The organism is Methylobacterium crusticola (genome assembly GCF_003574465.1).
Taxonomy (GTDB): domain Bacteria; phylum Pseudomonadota; class Alphaproteobacteria; order Rhizobiales; family Beijerinckiaceae; genus Methylobacterium; species Methylobacterium crusticola.
The window spans coordinates 47,444-69,410 of the sequence record NZ_QOWC01000016.1 but is presented as its reverse complement, the minus strand read 5'-3'; the positions used below and the strand labels follow the sequence as shown (position 1 = coordinate 69,410).

The 21,967-nt window shown below is 74.8% G+C and carries 20 protein-coding genes; 10 read left to right on the top strand and 10 right to left on the bottom strand.

Annotated features, from left to right (window positions below):
* Positions 1–18: 18 nt before the first annotated feature.
* The 7 genes from DT057_RS11715 to DT057_RS11685 all read right to left on the bottom strand — a co-directional run bounded on the left by DT057_RS11715 (position 19) and on the right by DT057_RS11685 (position 7,256).
* Entirely contained in the window at positions 19–1,053 is a 1,035-nt protein-coding gene (locus DT057_RS11715; protein WP_128562282.1) for a CobW family GTP-binding protein, read from the bottom strand.
* Positions 1,050–2,663 carry an amidohydrolase family protein gene (locus tag DT057_RS11710; RefSeq protein ID WP_128562281.1) on the bottom strand — a complete coding sequence of 538 codons (1,614 nt, stop codon included), beginning with the start codon at positions 2,661–2,663 and terminating at the stop codon, positions 1,050–1,052. Before DT057_RS11710 ends, DT057_RS11715 begins: the two co-directional genes overlap by 4 nt.
* A 17-nt stretch (positions 2,664–2,680) precedes the next feature.
* Positions 2,681–3,508 carry an ABC transporter permease gene (locus tag DT057_RS11705; RefSeq protein WP_128562280.1) on the bottom strand — a complete coding sequence of 276 codons (828 nt, stop codon included), beginning with the start codon at positions 3,506–3,508 and terminating at the stop codon, positions 2,681–2,683.
* Between the two features lie 92 nt (positions 3,509–3,600).
* Positions 3,601–4,632, bottom strand: coding sequence for an extracellular solute-binding protein (locus tag DT057_RS11700; protein ID WP_128562279.1), 1,032 nt, complete (start codon positions 4,630–4,632; stop codon positions 3,601–3,603).
* On the bottom strand, positions 4,629–5,702 hold the full coding sequence (locus DT057_RS11695) for an ABC transporter ATP-binding protein (protein WP_128562278.1): 1,074 nt from the start codon (positions 5,700–5,702) through the stop codon (positions 4,629–4,631). Before DT057_RS11695 ends, DT057_RS11700 begins: the two co-directional genes overlap by 4 nt.
* Positions 5,702–6,547 carry an ABC transporter permease gene (locus tag DT057_RS11690; protein ID WP_128562277.1) on the bottom strand — a complete coding sequence of 282 codons (846 nt, stop codon included), beginning with the start codon at positions 6,545–6,547 and terminating at the stop codon, positions 5,702–5,704. Before DT057_RS11690 ends, DT057_RS11695 begins: the two co-directional genes overlap by 1 nt.
* Positions 6,548–6,611: 64 nt before the next feature.
* Entirely contained in the window at positions 6,612–7,256 is a 645-nt protein-coding gene (locus DT057_RS11685; RefSeq protein WP_128562276.1) for a TetR/AcrR family transcriptional regulator, read from the bottom strand.
* Between the two features lie 119 nt (positions 7,257–7,375).
* Here DT057_RS11685 and DT057_RS11680 point away from each other — a divergent pair, with 119 nt between their 5' ends.
* From DT057_RS11680 to DT057_RS11670, 3 genes are all read left to right on the top strand, one after another.
* Positions 7,376–8,008 (top strand): isochorismatase family protein, encoded by a 633-nt coding sequence (locus DT057_RS11680; protein WP_128562275.1) that lies wholly within the window; start codon positions 7,376–7,378, stop codon positions 8,006–8,008.
* Positions 8,009–8,118: 110 nt separating this feature from the next.
* On the top strand, positions 8,119–9,363 hold the full coding sequence (locus DT057_RS11675; protein ID WP_128562274.1) for a metal-dependent hydrolase family protein: 1,245 nt from the start codon (positions 8,119–8,121) through the stop codon (positions 9,361–9,363).
* A gap of 339 nt (positions 9,364–9,702) precedes the next feature.
* Positions 9,703–10,338, top strand: coding sequence for a helix-turn-helix transcriptional regulator (locus DT057_RS11670; RefSeq protein WP_128562273.1), 636 nt, complete (start codon positions 9,703–9,705; stop codon positions 10,336–10,338).
* Here the strand turns inward: DT057_RS11670 and DT057_RS11665 are convergent.
* Entirely contained in the window at positions 10,314–11,009 is a 696-nt protein-coding gene (locus DT057_RS11665; RefSeq protein ID WP_238313121.1) for a GntR family transcriptional regulator, read from the bottom strand. The genes DT057_RS11670 and DT057_RS11665 overlap by 25 nt on opposite strands.
* 245 nt (positions 11,010–11,254) lie before the next feature.
* Here DT057_RS11665 and DT057_RS11660 point away from each other — a divergent pair, with 245 nt between their 5' ends.
* The 5 genes from DT057_RS11660 (at position 11,255) to DT057_RS11640 (ending at position 16,698) form a co-directional block, all read left to right on the top strand.
* Positions 11,255–12,211 carry a ribokinase gene (locus tag DT057_RS11660; protein WP_128562271.1) on the top strand — a complete coding sequence of 319 codons (957 nt, stop codon included), beginning with the start codon at positions 11,255–11,257 and terminating at the stop codon, positions 12,209–12,211.
* Between the two features lie 93 nt (positions 12,212–12,304).
* Positions 12,305–12,694, top strand: a complete 390-nt coding sequence (locus DT057_RS11655; RefSeq protein WP_128562270.1) for a DoxX family protein — start codon at positions 12,305–12,307, stop codon at positions 12,692–12,694.
* Positions 12,695–12,850: 156 nt separating this feature from the next.
* Positions 12,851–13,876, top strand: coding sequence for a sensor histidine kinase (locus DT057_RS11650; RefSeq protein WP_128562269.1), 1,026 nt, complete (start codon positions 12,851–12,853; stop codon positions 13,874–13,876).
* Positions 13,877–13,981: 105 nt separating this feature from the next.
* Positions 13,982–14,410: a SufE family protein gene (locus tag DT057_RS11645; RefSeq protein WP_128562268.1), complete on the top strand. Its 429-nt coding sequence runs from the start codon at positions 13,982–13,984 to the stop codon at positions 14,408–14,410.
* A 119-nt stretch (positions 14,411–14,529) separates the two neighbouring features.
* Positions 14,530–16,698: a S9 family peptidase gene (locus DT057_RS11640; RefSeq protein WP_128562267.1), complete on the top strand. Its 2,169-nt coding sequence runs from the start codon at positions 14,530–14,532 to the stop codon at positions 16,696–16,698.
* A 45-nt stretch (positions 16,699–16,743) separates the two neighbouring features.
* Here the strand turns inward: DT057_RS11640 and DT057_RS11635 are convergent, their stop codons facing one another.
* Positions 16,744–17,496 (bottom strand): DUF1275 family protein, encoded by a 753-nt coding sequence (locus tag DT057_RS11635; RefSeq protein ID WP_128562266.1) that lies wholly within the window; start codon positions 17,494–17,496, stop codon positions 16,744–16,746.
* Positions 17,497–17,506: 10 nt separating this feature from the next.
* Entirely contained in the window at positions 17,507–20,248 is a 2,742-nt protein-coding gene (locus DT057_RS11630) for a bifunctional acetate--CoA ligase family protein/GNAT family N-acetyltransferase (protein WP_128562265.1), read from the bottom strand.
* A gap of 293 nt (positions 20,249–20,541) precedes the next feature.
* Here DT057_RS11630 and DT057_RS11625 point away from each other — a divergent pair, with 293 nt between their 5' ends.
* Together DT057_RS11625 and DT057_RS11620 are read left to right on the top strand one after the other, a co-directional pair.
* The gene (locus DT057_RS11625; protein ID WP_128562264.1) at positions 20,542–20,862 is read left to right on the top strand and encodes a hypothetical protein; all 321 of its coding nucleotides are present in this window, start codon (positions 20,542–20,544) and stop codon (positions 20,860–20,862) included.
* A 138-nt stretch (positions 20,863–21,000) separates the two neighbouring features.
* Positions 21,001–21,888 carry a peptidylprolyl isomerase gene (locus DT057_RS11620; RefSeq protein ID WP_128562263.1) on the top strand — a complete coding sequence of 296 codons (888 nt, stop codon included), beginning with the start codon at positions 21,001–21,003 and terminating at the stop codon, positions 21,886–21,888.
* The last annotated feature ends 79 nt before the right edge of the window (positions 21,889–21,967 follow it).

Genomic DNA, 21,967 nt, shown 5'->3' with positions numbered 1-21,967 from the left:
GCCGGACGCCCGGCGGGATCAGCGGGGCCCCGGGCCCTCGACCGCCTCGGCCCGGGCGAGGAGGGGGCCGCGCGGCGGCGCGAGCGCCGCCCCGCCGCGGCCGGCGAGCGCGAACAGGCCGGCGGGCGCGACCGCGGCGATCTCCTCGGGGCCCGCGTCCCGGGTGATCACGACCAGGAAGGCGGCCTCGGCCGAGCCGGGATCGCGGAACGGGCGCGGCGGCGAGAACAGCGTGCCGACGCTCTGGACGAGGAGCGGGTGCGCGCTCCCGGCGACGCGCACCAGCCCCTTGAGGCGCAGCAGGCGCTCCCCCAGCGCCCCCGCGAGGTTGTCGAGCCAGGTCGCGACGTCGTCGTAGGCCGGCAGGCCCGCCGGGCGGGCGAGATGCACGGCGATGCGCGGGTGCGGCGTCGCGGCGGCCGGGAGGGCCGGCGCCCGCCCCGGCGCGGGCGCGAGGGACGCGAAGGCGCCCGCCACGGCGGCGGCGCGGTCGGCCGTCGCCACGATCTCGGCCAGGGGGTTCAGGCCCGCGGCCTCGGCCCGGGCGGCGGCGAGGCGCGGCGCCGCGACGAGGTCGGCCTTCGTCAGCACGATGCGGTGGGCGGCGGCCCACTGGGCGGCGGCCTCGGCGAAGTCGGCCGTCGCGGTGCCCCGCAGGGCGTCGAAGGTGGCGACCACCGACACGCGCATCCGGTACTCCGCCAGGCTCGCGAGCTGGCGCAGCACCGGACCCGGCCGCGACAGGCCGCTCGTCTCGAGGATGATCCGCCGGAGGGGGCCGGCGGCGCCGGGGCGGGCCGCGTGGAGGAGCGCGTCGACCGTGGCGGCGAGGTCGCTGCCGAGCTGGCAGCAGACGCAGCCGTTCGCCAGCATCGCCATCCGGGCCGGGCCGCCCTCCTCGCGCAGGATCGCGGCGTCGAGCCCGATCTCCCCGACCTCGTTGACGATGACGGCGGTGTCGGCCGCCTCCGGACGGGCGAGCACGTCGCGCAGGAGCGTCGTCTTGCCCGAGCCGAGGAAGCCCGTCAGGACGACGAAGTCGGGCCCGCTCACGGGGCCGCCGCCTGGCGGTCGTAGGCCGCCGGCACGTCCTCGGCGAAGCTCGCCCTGACGAGCGCCCGCACGTCGGCGAGCAGCTCCGCGGTGTCGTAGATCACCCCGTCCTTGATGGTGAGCGCGAGGCCGCGGTGCCACTCGACGGCGTTCGTGGCCTCGTTGAGCCGCATCGCCCCGGTGCCGTAGAGCAGCTTGAAGTCGGTGAGGGGGTTGTGGTCGTGGACCAGGAGGTCGGCGCGCTTGCCGACCTCGACCGTGCCGGTCTCGTCCTCGATGCCGCACAGGGCCGCGCCCTGCTGGGTCGCCGAGCGGATCACCTCCAGCGGGTGGAAGCCCGCCTCCTGCAACAGCTCCAGCTCGCGGATGTAGCCGAAGCCGTAGATCTGGTAGATGAAGCCGGAATCGCTGCCGGTGCAGACCCGGCCGCCGCGGTTCTTGTACTCGTTGATGAACGCCATCCAGAGGCGGTAGTTCTCCTTCCACTCGATCTCGTTCGTGGTCGACCAGCGGTACCAGTAGGAGCCGTGGCCGCCGCGCTGCGGGCTGAAGTAGTCCCACATCGACTTCCAGGTGTAGTCCTTGTGCCAGTCCGCCTGGCGCGCCCGCATCAGGTCGCGGTTGGCGTCGTAGATCGTGAAGGTCGGCACGAAGGTGAAGCCGAGCGCGAGGAAGCGCTCGAGCACCGCGTTCCACTTCGGTGAGCCGGGCGCGGCGGCCTGCGAGAACATCTGGCCGGAGACCGAGAAGCGGAAGTACTCGTCGTTGTAGTCGTAGTCGAGGGGGAAGTCCTGCACCACCCGGTCCTCGAACAGGGCCTCGGGCAGGCCGTAATAGTGCTCGGCGCTGGTCAGGCCCCAGCCGGCGGTGGTGAGCGCGTTCATGCGCGTCACCGCCATCTGGGCGTGGTGGCAGCCCGAGCGCAGGCCGAGCGCGCGGCACTCGTCGAGGGCGGCCTCCATGATGGCTGGGGGCGCCCCGAAGAACTTCACCCCGTCGGCGCCCCGGGCCTTGATCTGGCGCAGCCAGGCCCGGCCCTCGTCGGGCGTATGGACGAGCTTCAGCATGTCGTTCACGGCCGGGAAGTAGCAGTAGGCGAGGAGCCGCGGCGCCACGATGGCGTTCTCGGCCGAGCGCCGCTTCTGGTCGAGCATCCAGTCGAGGCCGTTGAACGAGCCCATCTCCCGCACCGTGGTGACGCCGTGGGCGAGCCAGAGCTTGTAGACGTAGTCGACCGGCGGCACCCAGCCGTTGGCGGCGTGGTAGGCGACGCCCGCGTGCGCGTGGCAGTCGATGAAGCCCGGCGTCACCCAGCGGCCGTGGCAGTCGATCTCGTGGTCGCCGGCGGCCGGGCGGCTCCCCGCCTTGGCGAGGGCGCCGGTGACCTTCTTGATCTGGGTGATGCGGCCGTCCTCGACCACGATGTCGGTCGGGCCGATCGGCGGCGCCCCGGTGCCGTCGATCACGGTGGCGCCCCGCAGCACGAGGCGCCGGAACGGCCCGGCGCCGCGGTCGCGGGAGGTTGCGGCCCGCACCGGGGGCTGGCCGGCCCCGGCCCGCTCCGCCGCGAGCTCGTTGCCGGGGAGGGGGGCGTTCGCCTCGTCGCTCATGGGAAACCTCCGTGTCGTCAGCGGGCGTAGCGGCGCCCGAGCAGCGCGGTGCCGAGCACCGTCAGCGCCAGGGTCGCGCCGAGCAGGATGAAGGCGAGCGCCGCGCCGAACGGCCAGTTCATGCCCTTCGAGAACTGGTCGTAGACGGCGGGCGCCATCATCTTGAATTGCGGGCCGCCGAGGAGCACGGCGGTGGCGTAGGTGTTCATGCACAGGATGAACACCAGGACGCAGCCCGCGACCGTGCCGGGCAGGGCCAGCGGCCAGACCACGCGGCGGAACACCGTGAGGGCCGGCGCGCCGAGGTTGGCGGCCGCCTCCTCGAGGCTGCGCGGGATGCTCTCGATCACCGAGGCGAGCGTCAGGATCATGTAGGGCAGCACCACCGCCATGGTGCCGACCACGACGGCACCCGGGGTGTAGATGAGCCGGACCGGCCCCGAGACGAGCCCGGTCGCCTGGAGGCCGGCGTTGATCAGGCCGTCGTTGCCGATGAGGCCCATCCAGCCCGCCGCCCGCACGACGTTGCCGACGAGGAGCGGGATCAGGGTCATGACCGTGACGAGGCTCTTCCAGCGGCTCTCCATGCGGGCGAGCCGGTAGGCGGCCGGGAAGCCGAGCGCCAGGGTGAGCCCGGTGCACAGGAGCGCCACCGCGAGCGTCGTCCCCATCACCCCGCGGTAGTAGGGGTCGGCGACGGCCGCGAGGTAGTTCTGCGGGCTCAGCGCCTCGACCATCAGGTCGGTCGCGCTGTAGCGGTTGAGCGAGATGCGGGCGAGCAGCAGCATCGGCCCGACCAGCAGGGCCGCGACCACGAGCACGGCCGGGAGCACGAAGGCGGCCACCAGACACTCCGTTTCCTCAAGGGCCCTCGGCGCCGGCGGGTCTCGCGCGGCGCCGCGCGGCGCTCAGCCGGCGCGGCCGGGGAGGCGCCGCGTCACGCCTTGAACTCCTTGTTCCAGAAGTCGAGGTTCGCGCCCTGCTGGGCCTGCATGTAGGCGTAGTCGAGGGGGTTGAGCCTGGCCGCCTGGGCCTCCGTCAGGCTGATCTGCCGGGCGAGGTCGGGCGGGAGCCTGGCGTCGCGGACGGTCGGCAGGTAGCCCATCTTGGCCGCGAAGGCGACCTGGGCCGCCGGATCGAGCATCGCGCTCAGGTACTTGAAGGCGGCGTCCTTCGCCCGCGAGTTCTTCGGGATGCCGGCCTCGAACAGGATCGGGATCGCGCCCTCCTCGGGGATCGCCGCCTCGACCGGGATGCCGGCGGACTTCCACATGAAGCCGCGGGCGAGCCACATCGTGGTGAGCCAGACCTCCTCGGACTTGAGCGCGGCGGCAAGCGCCTCGTTCGAGGGATAGACCTTGACGTCGCGCTGCTTCAGGTCGAGGAGCGCTGTCTTGCCCTTGGCGAAGTCGCCCATCGGGCCGCCGGCCGCCAGGTTGGCGCCGGCGAGGTTGTAGCTGTAGAGGATGTCCGAGTAGCCGACCCTGCCCTTGTACTTGGAGTCGAACAGGTCGGCGTAGCGGGTCGGCGGCGTCGTGACCTTGGCGGGATTGTAGAGCACCACCATCGCCGAGTAGATGTGCGGGATGGTGCCGGGTTTGCGGAAGATCGGCAGCACCTCCGACAGGCGCGGCACGGCGCTCTCCTGCACGGGCTCGAGCACGCCGAGCTGGCCCAGGATGTAGCTGTCGATGTCGTTGATGCAGGCGACGTCCATGCTGCCGCGGCGGCTGGCGCGCTCGGCGATGAGCTTCGTGCGCCGGGGATCGTTGTTGGCCACGTCCTGCGAGACCTCGATGCCCTGCGGCTTGAGCAGCGGCTGGTCGATGTTCTGCTGGAGGAGCGCGCCGTAATCCCCGCCCCAGGTGCCGACGACGACCGAGGCGCCCTCGGCCCGGGCCGGGAGGCCGCGGCCGGACAGGGCGAGCGCCGCCCCTCCGGCGACGATGGTGCGGCGGCTGAGGGTCATCGGCTCTCTCCTGTGGGGGCTTCGGGCGGCAGCACGCGGGCGGAGGCCGGGGTCCACTCCGCCCGCACGGGATCGCCGGGGCGCAGGCGCCGGCGCGGATCCTCCGGCGGCGGGGTCGGCGCGACGGCGACGAGGGCCCCGGTCCCGAGATCGAGGTGATACTCCGTGAGGGCACCGAGGTAGGTCAAGGCGGAGAGGCGCGCCGGCACCCCGGGGCCGTCCGGGCCGGCCGCGAGCGCGATGCGCTCGGGCCGCAGGGCCAGGATGCCGGGGCCCGCCGGCGCGGGCCCGCACGGGAGGGCGCCGCCGCCCTCGGTGCGGAACAGGCCCGGCGCCTCGACCCGGCCCGGGAGCAGGTTGCAGCGCCCCACGAAGCCCGCCACGAAGGGGCTGGCGGGCCGCTCGTAGAGGTCCTCGGCGCTGCCGACCTGGAGCACCCGGCCGTGCTCCATCACCACCAGCCGGTCGGCCATGGCGAGGGCCTCGTCCTGGTCGTGCGTCACCATCAGGGTGGTGAGGCCGAGGCGCTTCTGGAGCGCGCGGATCTCGAGGCCGACCTCCTGGCGCAGCTTGGCGTCGAGGTTCGAGAGCGGCTCGTCGAGGAGGAACACCGCCGGGCCGACCACGAGGGCGCGGGCGAGTGCGACGCGCTGCTGCTGCCCGCCCGAGAGCTGGCGCGGCAGCCGGTCGGCGAGGTGGTCGAGGCGCACGAGGCGCAGGGCCTCGCGGATGCGGGCGTCGCGCTCCGCCCGCCCGACCCGGCGCATCTCCAGGCCGAAGCCGACGTTGCCGGCGACGCTCATGTGCGGGAACAGCGCGTAGGACTGGAACACCATGCCGGTGTCCCGGGCGTGCGCCGGCAGCCGGGTGACGTCGCGCCCGCCGATGAGCACGCGGCCCGCGGAGGGCTCGACGAAGCCCGCCACCGCCCGCAGCGTCGTGGTCTTGCCGCAGCCGGAGGGGCCGAGGAGCGCCACGAGCTCGCCCTCCGCCACGGCGAGGTCGACCCGGTCGACCGCCGTGGCGGCGCCGTAGCGCTTCGACAGGCCCTCGAGGACGAGCGTGCCCATCACACCACCCTGGACAGCTTCACGAAGCGGTCGGTCACCAGCATCAGGGCCGAGACCATGACGATCTGCGCGGTCGCCACGGCGGCCAGGGTCGGGTCCATCCGGAATTCCAGGTAGCTCAGCATCGCGACCGGCAGCGTGGTGCGGCCCGGCCCGACGAGGAGGAGGTTGAGCTCGAGGTTCTCGAAGCTCGCCACGAACGAGAACAGGGCCGCCGCCACGATGCCGGGGCGCAGCATCGGCAGGGTGATGCGGCGGAACACCGTGAGCGGGCGGGCGCCGAGGTTGGCGGCGGCCTCCTCGGCGGCGGGGTCGAGGCCCGCGAGGCTCGCCGAGACGAGCCGCACCGTCCACGGGATGGTGATCAGCACGTTGGCGGCGACGAGCCCGCCCAGGGTCGCCTTGATGTCCATGTCGAGCCAGTCCTCGGCCCGCAGGTAGAACATGTAGAGCGCCGAGCCCGCCACGATCGCCGGCACGGCGAGGGGCGCGAGCAGCAGGGTGTTGAGGACGCCCTTGCCGGGCAGGCGCCCCCGCACCAGCGCCAGGGCGGCGGCGGTGCCCACCGGCACGCCGATCACGGTCGCGGCGAGGGCGATCTGGACCGAGGTCACGAACCCGCGGGCGAAGTCGCGCTGGCTCCAGGCGTTGACGTACCAGCGCAGCGTCAGGCTGTCGGGCGGGAAGGTCACGATCTCCTGGTCGAAGAACGAGATCGCCACCACCATCACGATGGGGGCGAAGACCACCGCGTAGGCGGAAGCGACCGCGAGCCCGAAGGCGAGCCGCCCGAGGAGGGCGGAGAGGACCGGCGCGGGGGCCGGGCGGAGGGACGCGACGCTCATGGGGCGGCGCCCGCCCGAGCAAGAGCGATGCCAGGGCCGGGGACGCCCGGGGCGGTGCCCGGGTTCATGGCCGGAAGCGCGCGCCGGAGAACATCGCGTCCCCGGTCGCCCCCCCGACCATCTGCGGCAGCAGCGCCTTCCAGGCCTCGAGCAGGTCGCCGAAATAGTCGGGGTCCGTCCGCAGCACCGTCTGCACCCCCATGCCGCGCATGAGGCAGACGGTGAGGTTGAGGATGATGCGGGCCTCCCGCGCGGGGCGGGTCTCGGCGTCGCAGAACGCGACCCAGATCCCGTCAAGGGCCTCGTGGAAGTGCCGGACCACCGGGATCATGCGGTCGCGCAGGTCCGGGTCGTTGCGGGCCTCCGTGATCATCTCGAGGGAGAGGTAGAAGAACCGGCCCGAGAACAGCCCCCAGAGGAAGTCGACGAAGCCCGGGAGCGGCACGCGTCCGTCCCGCACCGCCTCGGACGTCGCGCGGATCTCGGCCGTGCCCTCCTCGAGCAGGGTCTCCATCGCGGCCAGGATGATGTCGGCCCGGGTCGGGAAGTGATGCAGCAGCGCCCCGCGCGAGACCCTGGCGCGCTCGGCGATCTGGTGCGTCGTGGCGGCGTGGTAGCCGACCTCGAACATCTCGTCGAGCGTCGCGCGGATCAGGCGCTCGCGGGTGGCGATGCTGCGGATTTGGGGCTGGCGTGCGTGACGCGACACGCGGGGGACCTCCGTCGGCCGCCCCCGGGGCGGTCCGCTTAAAAAACAAGCTTGCCTGTTTTTTTCCCACTGTCCAGTCTCGACCGGTGCCGCGCGGCATCGCGCCGGGGAGGAGCCCGATGGACGATTACCAGAACCGCAGCTACGGCGAGATCCCGGTGGGCTTCGGGGCCCGGCCCGGGATCGTGGTGGTGGATTTCCAGGTCGGCTTCACCGACCCGCAATACCCCCTCGGCGGCGCGCCGCTGGTGCGGCGGGCGGTCGAGAACACGGCGCGGCTGCTCGCGGTCGCGCGCCGGGCCGGCATCCCGGTCGCGAGCTGCAACACCGCCTACATGAGCGAGCGGGAGATGCCGTACTGGAAGATCACCGCGGTGCGCGAGACCTTCCTGCACGGCCATCCGAGCGTCGCCCTCGATCCGCGGATCCACGACCCGGCCTACGACCTCGTGGTCTGCAAGAAGGGCCCGTCGATCTTCTTCGGCACCGGGGTCAGCGACTACTTCGCCAAGGAGCGGGTCGACACCGTGATCGTCACGGGCTGCAACACGAGCGGCTGCATCCGCGCCTCCGCGATCGACAGCTTCAGCCACCGCTACCGCACGATCGTGCCGGAGGATTGCGTCGGCGACATCGAGGAGGGGCCGCACCGCGACAACCTGCGCGACCTCGGCCGGCGCTACGTCGACGTCTCGGACCTCGCGACGGTGCTGGGCCAGATCGAGGCCTGGCAGCGGCAGAACGCGGCCTGAGCCGGCACGCCGCGCCGGCGGCCCCGCCGCGGGCGACCGGCCCCGCCGCGGGGCCGCCGGCGCGATCCGATCGAACGCCCCCGGACACCCTGGGCCGCAGGGAGACCGCCATGACAGCCGACCTCGTTCTCTTCCGCAACGCCCGCATCCTCGACGGCCGCGCGGACGAAGCCCTGGAGGGCCACGACGTCCTGGTCGAGGGCGGCACGATCCGGGAGGTGTCGGACGCGCCCCTCGCGGCGGCCTCGGCCCGGGTGGTCGACCTTGCGGGCCGCACCCTGATGCCGGGGCTGATCGACTGCCACGTCCACGTCATCGCCACGGTGGCGGACCTCGGCGCCAATGCCGAGCTGCCGAGCACGCTCGTCGCCCTGCGGGCCGCCCGGATCATGCACGGGATGCTGATGCGCGGCTTCACCACCGTGCGCGACCTCGGCGGCGCCGACCACGGGCTGGTGATGGCCATGGAGGAGGGGCTGATCGCCGGGCCGCGGCTCGTGATCTGCGGCAAGGCCCTGTCGCAGACCGGCGGCCACACCGATTACCGCGGGCGCTTCCACGCCCGCGACGTCGGCTACTACGCGACCCAGGCCGGCGCCCTGGGCCGGGTCTGCGACGGCGTCGACGCCGTGCGCCGGGTCGCCCGGGAGGAGATCAAGGGCGGCGCCGCCTTCATCAAGATCATGGCGAACGGCGGCGTCTCCTCGCCCACCGACCCGATCGCCTCCCTCGGCTACTCCCGCGACGAGATCGCGGCGGCGGTGGAGGAGGCCCGCAACGCCCAGACCTACGTGGCCGCCCACCTCTACACCGACGAGGCGATCCGGCGGGCGGTCGAGGGCGGCGTGCTCTCGGTCGAGCACGGCAACCTCGTCACGGCGGAGACCGCCCGGATGATCGCGCGGGCCGGCGCCTTCGTGGTGCCGACGAACGTCACCTTCGACGTGCTCGCCCGGGAGGGCGCGGGGCTCGGGCTGCCGCCGGTCTCGGTCGCCAAGATCGAGGACGTGCGCAGCGCCGGCCTCGCGGCCCTGGAGACGCTGCGGGAGGCCGGCGTGATGATGGCCTACGGCTCCGACCTCCTGGGCGAGATGCACCGCCACCAGTCGGAGGAGTTCGTGCTGCGCGGCCGCGCCCTCCCGGCCATCGAGGTGATCCGCGCGGCCACGGTCGACGCCGCCAAGGTGGTGCGCCTGGAGGGCAAGGTGGGCGTCGTGGCGCCGGGCGCCCACGCCGACCTGATCGTCGTCGACGGGGATCCCCTGCGCGACCTCGCGCTCCTCACCGGCCAGGGCCGGCACATGCCCGCCATCATGAAGGCCGGGACCTTCGCCAAGATGACGCTGCCGGCCTGAGCGGCGCATCGCCGCCCGCCCCCGCCGGTCCGCCCCCGGGCGCGCGTCGCCCCGGCCCGGCCCGCCCGGAGGCCCGCGGGCGTGGCGACCGATTGGTTGCTGCGAATCAGCCACGACAGACCGAGTCAAGTGCCGTCAAATCGAGTCATGTCTTCGCGCCGCCTCGTCGACCCGCGAACCAGTCTTGCGCGAACCGCGTTTTGGCATTTTAATGGACTTCCCGCTGTGCCCTCGGCCTCGCTGCCGCACGGGACGCCGGCCGGAGGCACCGATGCGTTCAGGGTCGATGACGGACAGGGCCGGGCGACCGGCCTGCGTCCCGGGCGCGGGGTGCGCCCGGTGACCGTGTGGCACCCTGCCGCCTCGGCGGCGCTCGACGCCCTGGCGCTGGCGGTCATCGTGACCGACCGCCAGGGGCGCGTCCTGCACGCCAACCGCGAGGCGGGCGAGATCCTCGGGCGGACGCCCGGGACGGTGACGGACCTCGGCGCCCTCGGCGCGCGCAGCGCGGAGGGGCGGGGGCGGCTCCTGGCGCTGATCCAGGCGGCCTGCGACCGCGGCGGCGCGGCGGGCGGCTTCCTGCACCTGCCGGGGCGCGGCGCCGGGGACCCGGGGGTCTCGGTCTGCGTCGTGCCCCTGAGCGAGGATGACGGGCCCGGCCGGGCCATGATCGTGGCGCGGCTGCTGCGCCCGCCCGCCCGGGCCGAGGCGCAGCTCAGGACCCTGTTCGGCCTGACCCGCGCCGAGGCCCAGGTCGGGGCCGCCCTCGCCCGGGGGGCGTCCCTCGTCGAGATCTCGGAGGCGCTCGGCACCAGCCTCACCACCGTGCGCACTCACGTCGCGCGCATCTTCGTCAAGACCGGAACCCGCCAGCAGAGCCAGCTCGTGGCCCTGGTGGCGGCCTTCCAGCTCCCGGTGGCGAGCGACGGCGATGCGGCGCCCGCCCCCGCTCAGGCCCTGAGGTCGAGCCGGTAGGCGTAGGCGTCGCCCCGGAACAGCCCCTCGACGTACTCGACCATGCGGTCGTCCCGGGCGTAGGAGCAGCGCTTGATCAGCAGGCAGGGCAGCGGCTCGGTGAACCCGAACACCGCGCACTCGGCGGCGTCGGGCGTCGCCGCCTCGATGGTCTGGCGGCAGCGCACCAGGGCGGCCCCGTGGCTCCCCAGGAAGGCGTAGACCGAGCCGCTCAGGTCCGCCTCGGCCATCTCCGGCACCACGCCGAGGTCGTACCAGGCCACCTCGCGCGAGAGCGGGATGCCGTCGCCGCGGCGGATGCGCACGAGCTTGAGGAAGGGCGCCGTCGAGGGCTGGCCGAAGATCGAGGCGATCGAGCGGTCGTAGACCACGACCCGCTCGATGATCTCGGAGGAGGGCACGCGGCCGATCTCGCGCATCTCCTCGGTGAACCCCTTCAGGCGGTCCATGCCGGGGCTGAGGCGGGTCCGGCCGGCCTCGACGATGAAGCCGAGGCGGCCGTGGGCGCTGAGGAAGCGCTGCCGGCGCAGGGCATCGTAGCAGCGCTGCACGGTGGTGCGGCTGATCCCCATCGCCTCCGCGAAGGGCCGCTCGGCCGGGAGCGTCGTGCCGGCGGTCAGCGTGCCGTCCTCGATCAGGGCCCGCAGCTGCTCCTCGAGCTGCTGGTACATCGGCTTGGCGGTGTCCTGGCGCAGGCGCACGAGGGTCGTGAGCACGGGCCGCTCGGCCGGGGCGGGAGGCGCGCGGCCGGCGGCCGGCGCGGGAAACCTGCCGGCGGGAGACTTGTCACGCATGAGCGGGCGGGAGAGGTCTGGCCTGGCGCCGGCGCGGCGCGCGGTCCGCGGCCCGGCGCCGCGATCGTGCCGACGGGTCAGCCGGCGCGGAACGGAAACTCGGATCTGCATGGGGCATCGCGATGGTGGACAAACCGACTCTCTTCGTCCTCGGCAGTTTCGTGGCCGCCTGTTCTGCCACGGTTGCGCGCCTGCCGCGAGCCGGCGAGTCCTTGCAGGCACAGTCTTTCCTGATCGAGCCCGGGGGCAAGGGCCTCAACCTCGCGGTCGGCGCCCGCCGCCTCGGGGCCGCGGTCGACGGTCTCTTCGCCATCGGGGACGACGCCTTCGGGAACCTGGCGGAGCCGGCCCTGCGCCGGGCCGGCCTGCCGGTGGCGATGCTGCGCCGCCTCGAGGGCGCGACGGGCGCCGGCATCGGCTTCACGGACGCGGCCGGGGAGAACTGCCTCGCGGTCTTCTCGGGCGCCAACGCCCGCCTCGGCGCGCGGGAGGTGCGGGCGGCGTCCGCGGCGCTCGCGCGGTCCGCCTGCGTGCTGGCGCAGTTCGAGATCGGCGACGCGCCCGTGGCGGAGGCGTTCCGGATCGCCCGCGCGGCCGGCGTCGCGACCCTGCTCAACCCGTCGCCGTTCCGGATGCCGGATCCCGGGCTCCTGGCCGACACCGAGATCCTGGTCGTCAACGCCGTGGAGGCCGCCGCCTTCCGGAGCGCCCTCGGCCTCGCCGGCCCCGAGCCCGGCGGCAGCCCGGAGGAGGGGATCTGGGACGCGCTGACGGCGGCGCTCCTCGAGCGCGGGCCGCGCCTCGTGGTGGTCACGCTCGGCGCGAGCGGCGCGCTCGCCCGCGCCCGCGGCGGCCCGGTCCTGCTCCAGCCCGCCTTCCCGGTGGTGCCGGTCGACACGCTCGGGGCAGGCGACGCCTTCACGGCCGGGCTCGCGGTCGGTCTCGCCGAGGGGCGCCCGCTGCCCGAGTGCCTGCGCCGCGCCGCCGCCTGCGGGGCCTGCGTGGTGCGTCGGCCGGGCGTGTTCGACGCCCTCCCGGACGAGGCCGCCCTCGCGGCCATGCTGGCCTCCGCCCCGTGACGCCCGCCGCTTGGCCGCCCGGCCGCGCCGCGAGCTTGACTGCGCCGGCGCCGGCCCCCTATCCGGGCGGCGCCGCCGATCCGGAGAACCCCCATGAGCCAGGCCGTCCTCAGTCTCGCCCGCATCCTGGTCGTGGTGCTGTTCGTCGTGTCCGGCTTCGGCAAGCTGATGAACCCGGCCGGGGTCGCGGCGGCCGTCGCCGGCAAGGGGCTGCCCTACCCGCAGGTGCTCGCCTACGCGACCATCGCGGCGGAGCTGGGCCTCGGCCTGCTGATCGCCCTCGGCCTCTACGCCCGCGCCGCCGCCGTGCTGCTGGCGCTGTTCACCGCGGCCACGATCGTGGTGTTCCACAACTTCTGGACCATGGCCGGCGAGGCCGCCCGCACGAACCAGATCCAGGCGCTCAAGAACCTGTCGATCATCGGCGCGCTCCTGATGATCGCGGCGGCGGGCCCGGGCCGGTTCGCCCTCAACCAGCGCTGAGCCGCCGCCGCGGCCCGGCGGGGCGGCGCGCGGACGGCCCCGGGCGCGGACGCGCGACGTGCCGGTGCGGAAGCCCGCTGCCGCGCGTCGGAACGGCGGCGGCCCCGGCACGTTGACCGGCCCTCTGGGCGACGCTGGAAGCGATGGGCGAGAGGCATGGCCGCGGACACACCAGCGCCTGACGGCGGGCCCCCGGGCGGGGGCGTGAGCGAGGCGTTCCGCAGCTTCGCCGACGGCGCGTCGCTGATGATCTGGCGCACCGACCCCGAGGCGCGCTGCGTCTACGTGAACCCGGCCTGGACGGCGTTCCGGGGCCGCGAGGCGGCGGCCGAGTTCGGCGAGGGCTGGAAGGAGGGCCTGCATCCCGAGGACCGGCCCGGGCACGAGGCCGCGATGACGGCGGCCTTCGCCCGGCACGATCCCTTCTCGGTGGAGTACCGCCTGCGCCGCCACGACGGCGATTTCCGCTGGGTCCACGGCCACGGCCACCCCTTGCGGGAAGGGGGGGCGTTCGTGGGCTACGCCGGGTCCTGCTTCGACATCACGGCGCGCAAGGGCTCGGAGGAGCACGCCGCCCAGGCGCTGGCCGAGAAGGAGGCGCTCCTGGCGGAAGTCTACCACCGGGTGCGCAACAACCTCCAGGTCACCGTGAGCCTGATCGGGCTCTACGGCCGCGCCGCGCCGCCGCCCTGCCGCCCGGTCTTCGACGCCCTGGGCCAGCGGGTGCGGGCGATCGCCCTGGTGCAGCAGCACCTGCACGAGGCGCCCCAGATCGCCAGCATCGACCTTGCCGACTACCTCGCCCGCCTGGCCGAGGGCCTGTGCCAGCTGCGCCGCCCCGGCCGCGTCGCCGTGACGGTCGCGGCGCAGCGCACCGCGCGGCTCCACCCCCGCACCGTCAACGCCCTCGGGATGATCCTCGCCGAGGTGGTGGCCGAGTGCCTCGACGGCACCGGCGAGGGCGTCCCCTGCGTGACGGCCGTCACCGTCCCGGCCGGGCCGCCGGGCGAGCCGGTGCGGGTGCGCATCGTCTCGGGGGGTCTCCAGGGCCATCCCGAGGGCGTGCCGAAGCTCGGCCCCCGCCTGATCGCCGCCTACGCGGCCCAGGCCGAGATCGCGGTGTCGGGCAACGGCACGCCCGAGGCGCCCCTGGAGCTGGCGCTCCCGGACGCGACGCCCTGAGGGGCATGCGCGCAGGGCCGCCGGGTTCGCGCCGCCGCGCTGGCGGCAACGCCCCCCTCCGCCTATATCCCGGGCTCGCAACCCCGTCTCCCACGCCCGGTCCCCATGCTGCCGCCCATCGACGAGATCGTCTCCAATTTCGAGTTCCTCGACGAGTGGGACGACCGTCACCACTACCTGATGGAGCTCGGCCGCAAGCTGCCGCCCCTGCCCGACGAGGCGCACAACGAGGCCAACCGGGTGCGCGGCTGCGTCAGCCAGGTCTGGCTCGAGACCCATGTCGACCGCTCGGGCGCCGAGCCGCGCCTGCACTTCCTGGGCGACAGCGACGCGCACATCACCAAGGGCGTGGTCGCGGTCCTGATCGCGTTCTTCGACGGGCGCACGGCCACCGACGCGGCCCGGGCGGACGCCCTCGGGCTGTTCCGGCGGCTCGGCCTCTCCGAGCACCTGACGGCGCAGCGCTCGAACGGGGCCCGGGCCATGATGGAGCGCATCCGGGCCGACGCCGAGGGAGTCGCGGCGGCGGCGTGACGCCGCGCACATCGGCGGCGTGACGCCCCCGCAGGGCCGCGTCCAGGGCCGCGTCACTTGCGGCCGGCCCCGCGGGACGGCACATGGCGTGGACCGCTCGACGCGCTTCCGGTGCCCGCATGACGATTTCCCTCCGCCCGCCCGCCGCCGCCCCGACGGCGCCCGCCCGGCCCGTCTCCGTCACGGTGCACGGCCGCATTGTCACGGATCCCTACGCCTGGCTGAAGGCGCCGAACTGGCGGGACGTGCTCAAGGACCCGGACACCCTGCCGGCGGAGATCCGCGCCTACCTCGAGCAGGAGAACGCCTACGCGGAGGCGGCGCTGGCCGACACCGCGCCCCTGCGCGAGACGTTGGTCGCGGAGATGCGCGGGCGCATCCGCGAGGACGACGGCAGCGTGCCGGAGACGGACGGGCCGTTCGCCTACTACACCCGCTACCGAGAGGGCGGTCAGCACCCCCTCGTCTGCCGCCGTCCGGCCGACACGGTCCCGGCCGGCGAGATCGGCGACCTCGCGGGCGACCTCGCGGGCGACCTCGGCGCGGCGGGCGAGGCGATCCTGATCGACGGCGACCGGGAGGGCGAGGGGCTCGCCTTCTTCAGCCTCGCGGACGCCGCCCACTCGGACGACCACGCGCTCGTGGCCTGGAGCGCCGACACCAAGGGCTCGGAGCTCTACACCATCCGGGTGCGCGACCTCGCCACCGGGGCGGACCGCGAGGACGCCGTCGTGGCGACCACCGGCGAGGCGGTCTGGAGCCGCGACGGCCGCGCCTTCTGGTACGTCGCGGTCGACGCCAACCACCGGCCGGCCCAGGTCCTGCTCCACCGCCTCGGCAGCCCGCAGAGCGAGGACGAGATCGTCTACGAGGAGTCCGATCCGGGCTTCTTCGTCCACATCGACGCGACGCAGTCGGGCGCCTTCCTGACGATCACGGCGAGCGACCACGAGACCGCCGAGGTCCACCTCGTCGACCGCGCCCGCCCGAACGGGGCCTTGCGGATCGTGGCGCCCCGGGAGCCGAAGCTGATCTACTCGGTCGAGCACCGGGGCGACGAGCTCTTCATCCTCACCAACGCCGACGGGGCGGAGGACTTCAAGATCGCGGTGGCGCCCCTCGAGCAGCCCGGCCGGGCCGCGTGGCGCGACCTCATCCCGCACCGGCCCGGCGTGATGATCCGCTTCCAGCACGTGCTTGCCCGCCACCTGGTGCGGCTCGAGCTCGAGAACGCCCGGCCCCGGCTGATCGTGCGCGACGCCCTGAGCGGGGCCGAGCACGCGGTCGCCTTCGCGGAGGAGGCCTACTCCCTCGGGCTCGCGCCGGGCTACGCCTTCGACACCGACCTGATCCGCTTCAGCTACTCGTCGATGACGACCCCGGCCGAGACCTACGATTACGACGCCGTGACGCGGGCGCGGTCCCTGCGCAAGCGCCAGGACGTGCCGAGCGGCCACGACCCGGCGTCCTACGTCACCCGCCGCCTGTTCGCGACCGCGCCCGACGGCGAGACCGTGCCGATCTCGCTCCTGCACCGCCGCGACCTGCCCCTCGACGGCACCGCGCCGCTCCTCCTCTACGGCTACGGCTCCTACGGCACGCTGATGTCGGCGTCGTTCCGCACCAACCCGCTCTCCCTCGTCGACCGCGGCTTCGTGTACGCCATCGCGCATGTCCGCGGCGGCACCGAGAAGGGCTGGCGCTGGTACATGGACGGCAAGCGCGAGAAGAAGCCGAACACCTTCTCGGACTTCGTCGCCTGCGCCCGCGCGCTGATCGAGGCGCGCTACACCGGCCCGCAGCGCATCGTGGGCCATGGCGGCAGCGCCGGGGGCATGCTGATGGGCGCGGTGGCGAACCTCGCCCCGGAGCTGTTCGCCGGGATCGTGGCCGACGTGCCCTTCGTCGACGTCCTCAACACGATGCTGGACGGCGAATTGCCGCTCACGCCGCCGGAATGGCCCGAATGGGGCAACCCGGGCACCGACGAGGCGGCCTTCGAGACCATCCTGTCCTACTCGCCCTACGACAACGTCGCGGCCAAGCGCTACCCGGCGATCCTGGCGCTCGGCGGCCTCACCGACCCGCGCGTGACCTACTGGGAGCCGGCGAAGTGGGTCGCGCGCCTGCGCGCCACCATGACGGGGGGCGGGCCCGTCCTCCTGCGCGTCAACATGGATGCCGGCCACGGCGGCGCCGCCGGGCGCTTCGACCGGCTGGAGGAGGTCGGGCTGATCTACGCCTTCGCGCTCGCGGCCGCGCCCCCGGCCGCCGGGCCGGCCGCGTGAGGGCGCGCACGCCCCGGGACGGCGGCCGGGTGCTGGCGGCCGGCCTCACCCCGGCGGGGCCGCGGACCGCCCCGGGCCGGCGCGCCCGCCCGCGGCCGGCCACGCCGCAAGGGCGAGGGAGGCCGCCAGGAGGGCGGTGATCCCGGCGGCGGGCAGCGCCAGGGCGAGGAGGCCGTGGGACAAATAGGCGGCGCTGCCGCCCGCCGCGCCGGCGAGCAGCGCCGCCCAGGTGCAGGCGTCCGGGAGCCAGCCGAGGGCCGGTCCCCTGCGGGCGAAGGCGAGGGCGAGGCCGTGGCTCAACGCGAACAGCGTGCCGGTGACGAAGGTGACGCCGGGGCGGAACCCGGCGACTCGGCCGAGGGCGGCGTTCTGGGCCCCCATGGCGGCGGCGAGCAGGGGGGCGGCGAGCCGCGGCTCGGGCAGGGCCGTCGCGGTGGCAAGGGCGAGCAGGAGGGCCGCCGCCTCGGCGGCCAGCACGGCGGCGGTCGCCCAGCGCTCCGGGACCAGGATTGCCGCGAGGCTGCCGGCGAGCCCGCCGGCCACGAAGGCGGCGAGCAGGAGACCGATCTCGAGCGCCACCCCGGCCTGCGGGCGCACCAGCGTCACGGCGAGCTGCGTGGTGTTGCCGCTCATGAACGAGGTGTAGAGCCCGTCGAGGCGCAGGAAGCCGACCGCGTCGACGTAGCCGGCCATCGCCGTCAGCAGCAGGCCGACGACGACCGCGACGCCGCGGCGCGCCCGCCCCTCGCCCGGCTCCGCGTCGCCCGGCGGCGCCCGGCCCGGCGCCTCGCGATCCATGCGCCGCGCCTCAGGCCGGGCCCGGGGCCGGGGGCCTGTCGAGGGCGAGGCGCACGAGCAGCAGCTCCGGGTCGGACGGGTCGGTGCGCAGGGTGAAGCCGAGCTTGCGGCACATGGCCAGCATGGTGGTGTTCTCGCGCAGCACCTGACCGTCCACCTCGCGCAGGCCCTCGGCCCGGGCCCATTCCAGCATCAGCCCCATGAGCGACCAGCCGAGGCCGAGGCCCTTGAGGTCCGAGCGCACCAGGATGGCGTATTCCCCGGTCTCGTGGTTGGCGTCGGCGTGGAGCCGCACCGCCCCCATCATGGCGCCGCTCGCCTCGTCGATCGCCACGAACGCGATGGCGCGGGCGTAGTCGAGCTGGGTCAGCCGGGCCAGGAAGGCGTGGTTGAAGTCGCGCACGGGCGCGAAGAAGCGCAGGCGCAGGTCGTCCATGCTGACGTGGTGGAAGAACGCCTCGAACAGCCCCTCGTCCTCCGCCCGCACCGGCCGGATCAGGACGGGCTGCCCGTCGCGGACGATGCGCCGCTCCCAGGCGGAGGGGTAGGGGCGGATCGCCAGGCGGGCGTGGCTCGGGCCGGACCCCGCGTCGCGGCGGGCCGCGGCCGGCAGGGGCGCCACCGCCGCCCGCCCGTCGAGGGCGACGACGCCGCCCTCGTCGGCGAGGAGCGGGTTGATGTCGAGCTCGCGCAGTTCGGGCAGGTCGGCGGCCATCCGGGCGAGCTTGACCAGCACCAGGGCCACGGCCTGCGCGTCAGCCGCCGCGACGTCGCGGTAGGCCTTGAGGCGGCGGGCGACCCGGGTGCGGGCGATGAGGTCGGCCGCGAGACGGAGGTCGAGGGGCGGCAGGGCGAGCGCCCGGTCGTCGATCACCTCCACGGCCGTGCCGCCGCGCCCGAACACCACCACGGGCCCGAAGACCGGGTCGTCGGCGAGCCCGGCGATCAGCTCGCGCGCCTGGGAGCGGCGCAGCATCGGCTGCACCGCGAACCCGGAGATTGCGGCGTCGGGCCGGTCGCGCGCGGCCCGCGCCAGGATGGCGGCGGCCGCCTCCCGCACCGCCGCCTCGCTGGTGAGGCCGAGATGCACGCCCCCGACCTCGGATTTGTGCACGATGTCGGGCGAGACCACCTTGAGGGCGACGGTGCCGCCCCCCGCGATGATCGGCCAGGCGGCCTCGGCGGCCGCGTCGGCGTCGGCGGCGAGGTGCACCGGCAGGGACGGGATGGCGTAGGCCGCGAGCAGGCCCGCCACCTCGCCGGGATCGAGCCAGGTCCGGCCCTCGCCGAGCACCCCCTCGACGATGCGCCGGGCGCGGGCGGTGTCGGGCGCGAAGTCCCGGGGCAGCGAGGCCGGGGTCGTGGTCAGGTCGTCCTGCGCGGCGCGGTAGCGCACGAGGTGGGTGAAGCCCTCGACCGCGTCGGCGTCGGTGGCGAAGCGCGGGATGCCGGCGGCGCTCAGGATCGCGCCGGCCGCCTCGTCCCCGACCGCGACGGCGAAGACGGGCTTGGCGCGGAAGCTCGCCCTGCGGCTCTGCCGGACCGCCTCGACGAGGGCGGTCGCGACCGCGGCCCCGCCCGAGAGGGCGGTCGGCACGTTGATGACGAGGACCGCGTCGTTGGCCCCGTCGGCGAGGAGCGCCGCGAGGGCGGCGGCGTAGCGCGGGCCGTCCGCGTCGGCGCCGATGTCGACGGGGTTGCGCCACGCCGCCGGATCGGTGCCCGGCATGGCGGCGGCGAGGCGCTCCACGGTCTCGGGCGAGAGCCCCGCGAGCACGCCGTCGAGGTCGATGAGCCGGTCGGCCGCGATCGCCCCGACGCCGCGGCCGTTGGCCAGGAGGGCGAGGCGCCGGCCCGGGAAGGGGCGCTGGCGCCCGAGGGTCTCGACGGCCGAGAACATCTCGTCGAGGTCGAAGACCCGCAGCAGGCCGGCGCGCCGGAAGGCCGCGTCGTAGACCGCGTCGGGCCGCGCCAGGATGCCCGTGTGGGTGACCGGCCGGCCCGCGGCCCCGCGGGCGGTCTCGTGCCGCCCCGAGCGCAGCACCACCACGGGCTTGGCGCGGGCGGCGGCCCGGGCGGCCGACATGAATTTCGGCGCGTCCGCCACCGCGTCGATGGAGAGCAGGATCGCCCGCGTGCCGCGGTCGGCCGCGAAGTGGTCGAGGCAGTCGGCGATGTCGACGTCGAGGGCCTGCCCGAGGGAGACCACGCCCGAGAAGCCGTGGCCGCGCTCCTGCGCCCAGGCGACGATGCCGGCCGCGACCGTGCGGGACTGCGAGATCAGCGCGAGGTCGCCCGCCGGGGGCGCCTGCGCCAGGAGGCTCGCGTTGAGGCGCGCCGCCGGCATCGCGAGCCCCATGCAGTCCGGGCCGATCAGCCGCAGGCCGTGCCGGCGGGCGGCCCGGCGCGCGGCCTCGGCCGGGGAATCCGGGCCGGTGCCGAGGCCCGCGGTGATCACCACGGCCGCCCCGCAGCCCCTGGCCCCCGCCTCCGCGATCACGTCCGGCACCGTCCCGGGGGGCGACACCACCACGACGAGGTCGGCGGCCTCGGGCAGGCCCGCGACGCTGGCGCAGGCCGGCAGGCCGTCGACGGCGTCGCGGCGCGGGTTCACGGGCCAGATCGGGCCGGCGAAGCCCGCGGCGCGCAGGTTGGCGAGGATCGCCGCCCCGGACGAGTGCGGGCGGGCGCTCGCCCCGACGAGCGCGACCGAGCGCGGCGCGAGGAGCCGGTCGAAGCGGTAGGTGCTCATCGGGCAGGGCTCACCGGGCAGGACTTGTCGGGCGGTGGAACGCGCGGCCGCGTGCGCAAAGCCGCGGACGCGGCGCCCCATCCAGGAGACGAAACGGCCCGACGCGCCCCCGGTTCGCCCGAGACCCCGGCCCGGCCGGGCCGGGCGCCACGGGCCAGGCATGCGCCCGCCGGAATTGTGCATTGCAACATAGGCATTTTGCAATGCAGCAGAGCGGGGCCATGATGCGGCCTCCCGGAGTTTCCCGGCTTTCCGGACGCAGGCCCGCCCCGGACAGAACCCCAGGATCTCCGATGCGCGTCCTTCCCGTCGCCGCCCTCGCCCTCGCGGTCTCCAGCGCCGCGGGCGCGGCCGAGCTCCGCCCGGCCCAGGCCCACAGCCTCGATCTCGGGCCGGTGCAGGGCACCGCCTACTACACCGTCGAGTCCGACGGCTACCGCCTGGTCGCGACCCTCGCGGCGGCCGACGCCGCCGCCGTCCCGGTCCGCGTCGTCGCCACCCTGGCGCCCGACCAGCGCGTCAGCCTGTCGGTGCCGGGCGCCGCCGGGCCCGGCCCGGTGGTCGCGTTCGCCCGGCGCGGCGACCGGGTCGAGGTCGCCTCGACCGGCTACTGAGCGCGGCCGCGCCCGCAGCCGCGCGGCCCGAACCGCAGCGCCCCGGCGCTGCGGCCCCGCGCCGCTTGTCTTGTCGGCCGATCTGCGCCACCTGTCCGCCCGTTCCGACACGGACCGCGCACAGGCCAAGGATCTCCGATGCCGACCCACTCCCTCTTCTGGCGCACGGGCGTGCTCGCCCTCGGTCTCGTCCTGCCGGTCGCCGCCGGGGCGCAGACGCCCCCGGCCCCGGCGCCCGCCGCGGCGCCCGCGCCCGCCCCGTCGCCCGACACCGTCGTCGCCAAGGTCAACGGCGCGCCGATCACCGCGGGCGACCTCGCGGTGGCGGCGGACGACCCGGCCCTGTCGCTGCCGGGCGTCGGCGACGCGCAGAAGCAGGGTCTCCTGGTCGACTACATGGTCGACCTGAAGCTCGGCGCCCAGGCGGCCGAGAAGGCCAAGGTCGGCGAGAACCCCGACTTCACCCGCAAGCTCGCCTATTTTCGCGATAAGCTCCTCCTCGACGAGTACCTGGAGCGCGAGGCCAAGAAGGCGGTGACGCCGGCGGCCGAGCGCGCGCTCTACGACGAGACCGTCAAGGCGATGAAGCCCGAGGAGGAGGTGCACGCCCGCCACATCCTGGTGGACAACGAGGCCGACGCGAAGAAGATCGCGGCGCGCATCAAGGGCGGCGAGGACTTCTCGAAGGTCGCCGCCGAGGTCTCGAAGGACCCCGGCTCGAAGGCCGAGGGGGGCGACCTCGGCTGGTTCACCAAGGAGCGCATGGTCGCGCCCTTCGCGGACGCCGCCTTCAAGCTCGACGCCGGCAAGATCTCCGACCCGGTCAAGACGCAGTTCGGCTGGCACGTCATCCGGGTCGAGGAGAAGCGGACGAAGCCGGTGCCGAGCTTCGAGGAGATGAAGGAGCAGGTCGAGGCCTACCTGACCCGCAAGACCCAGCAGGACATCATCGCGAAGCTGCGCGAGCAGGGCAAGATCGAGAAGACCGCGGCGGCGCCCAAGGCCGACGAGCCGACGAAGCCCTGACGGGCAGCCCGGCAACGCGTCGAGCCCCGCCCTCCGGGAGGCGGGGCTCGACGCTCTCACGCCGGCGTGCGGGGGCCTT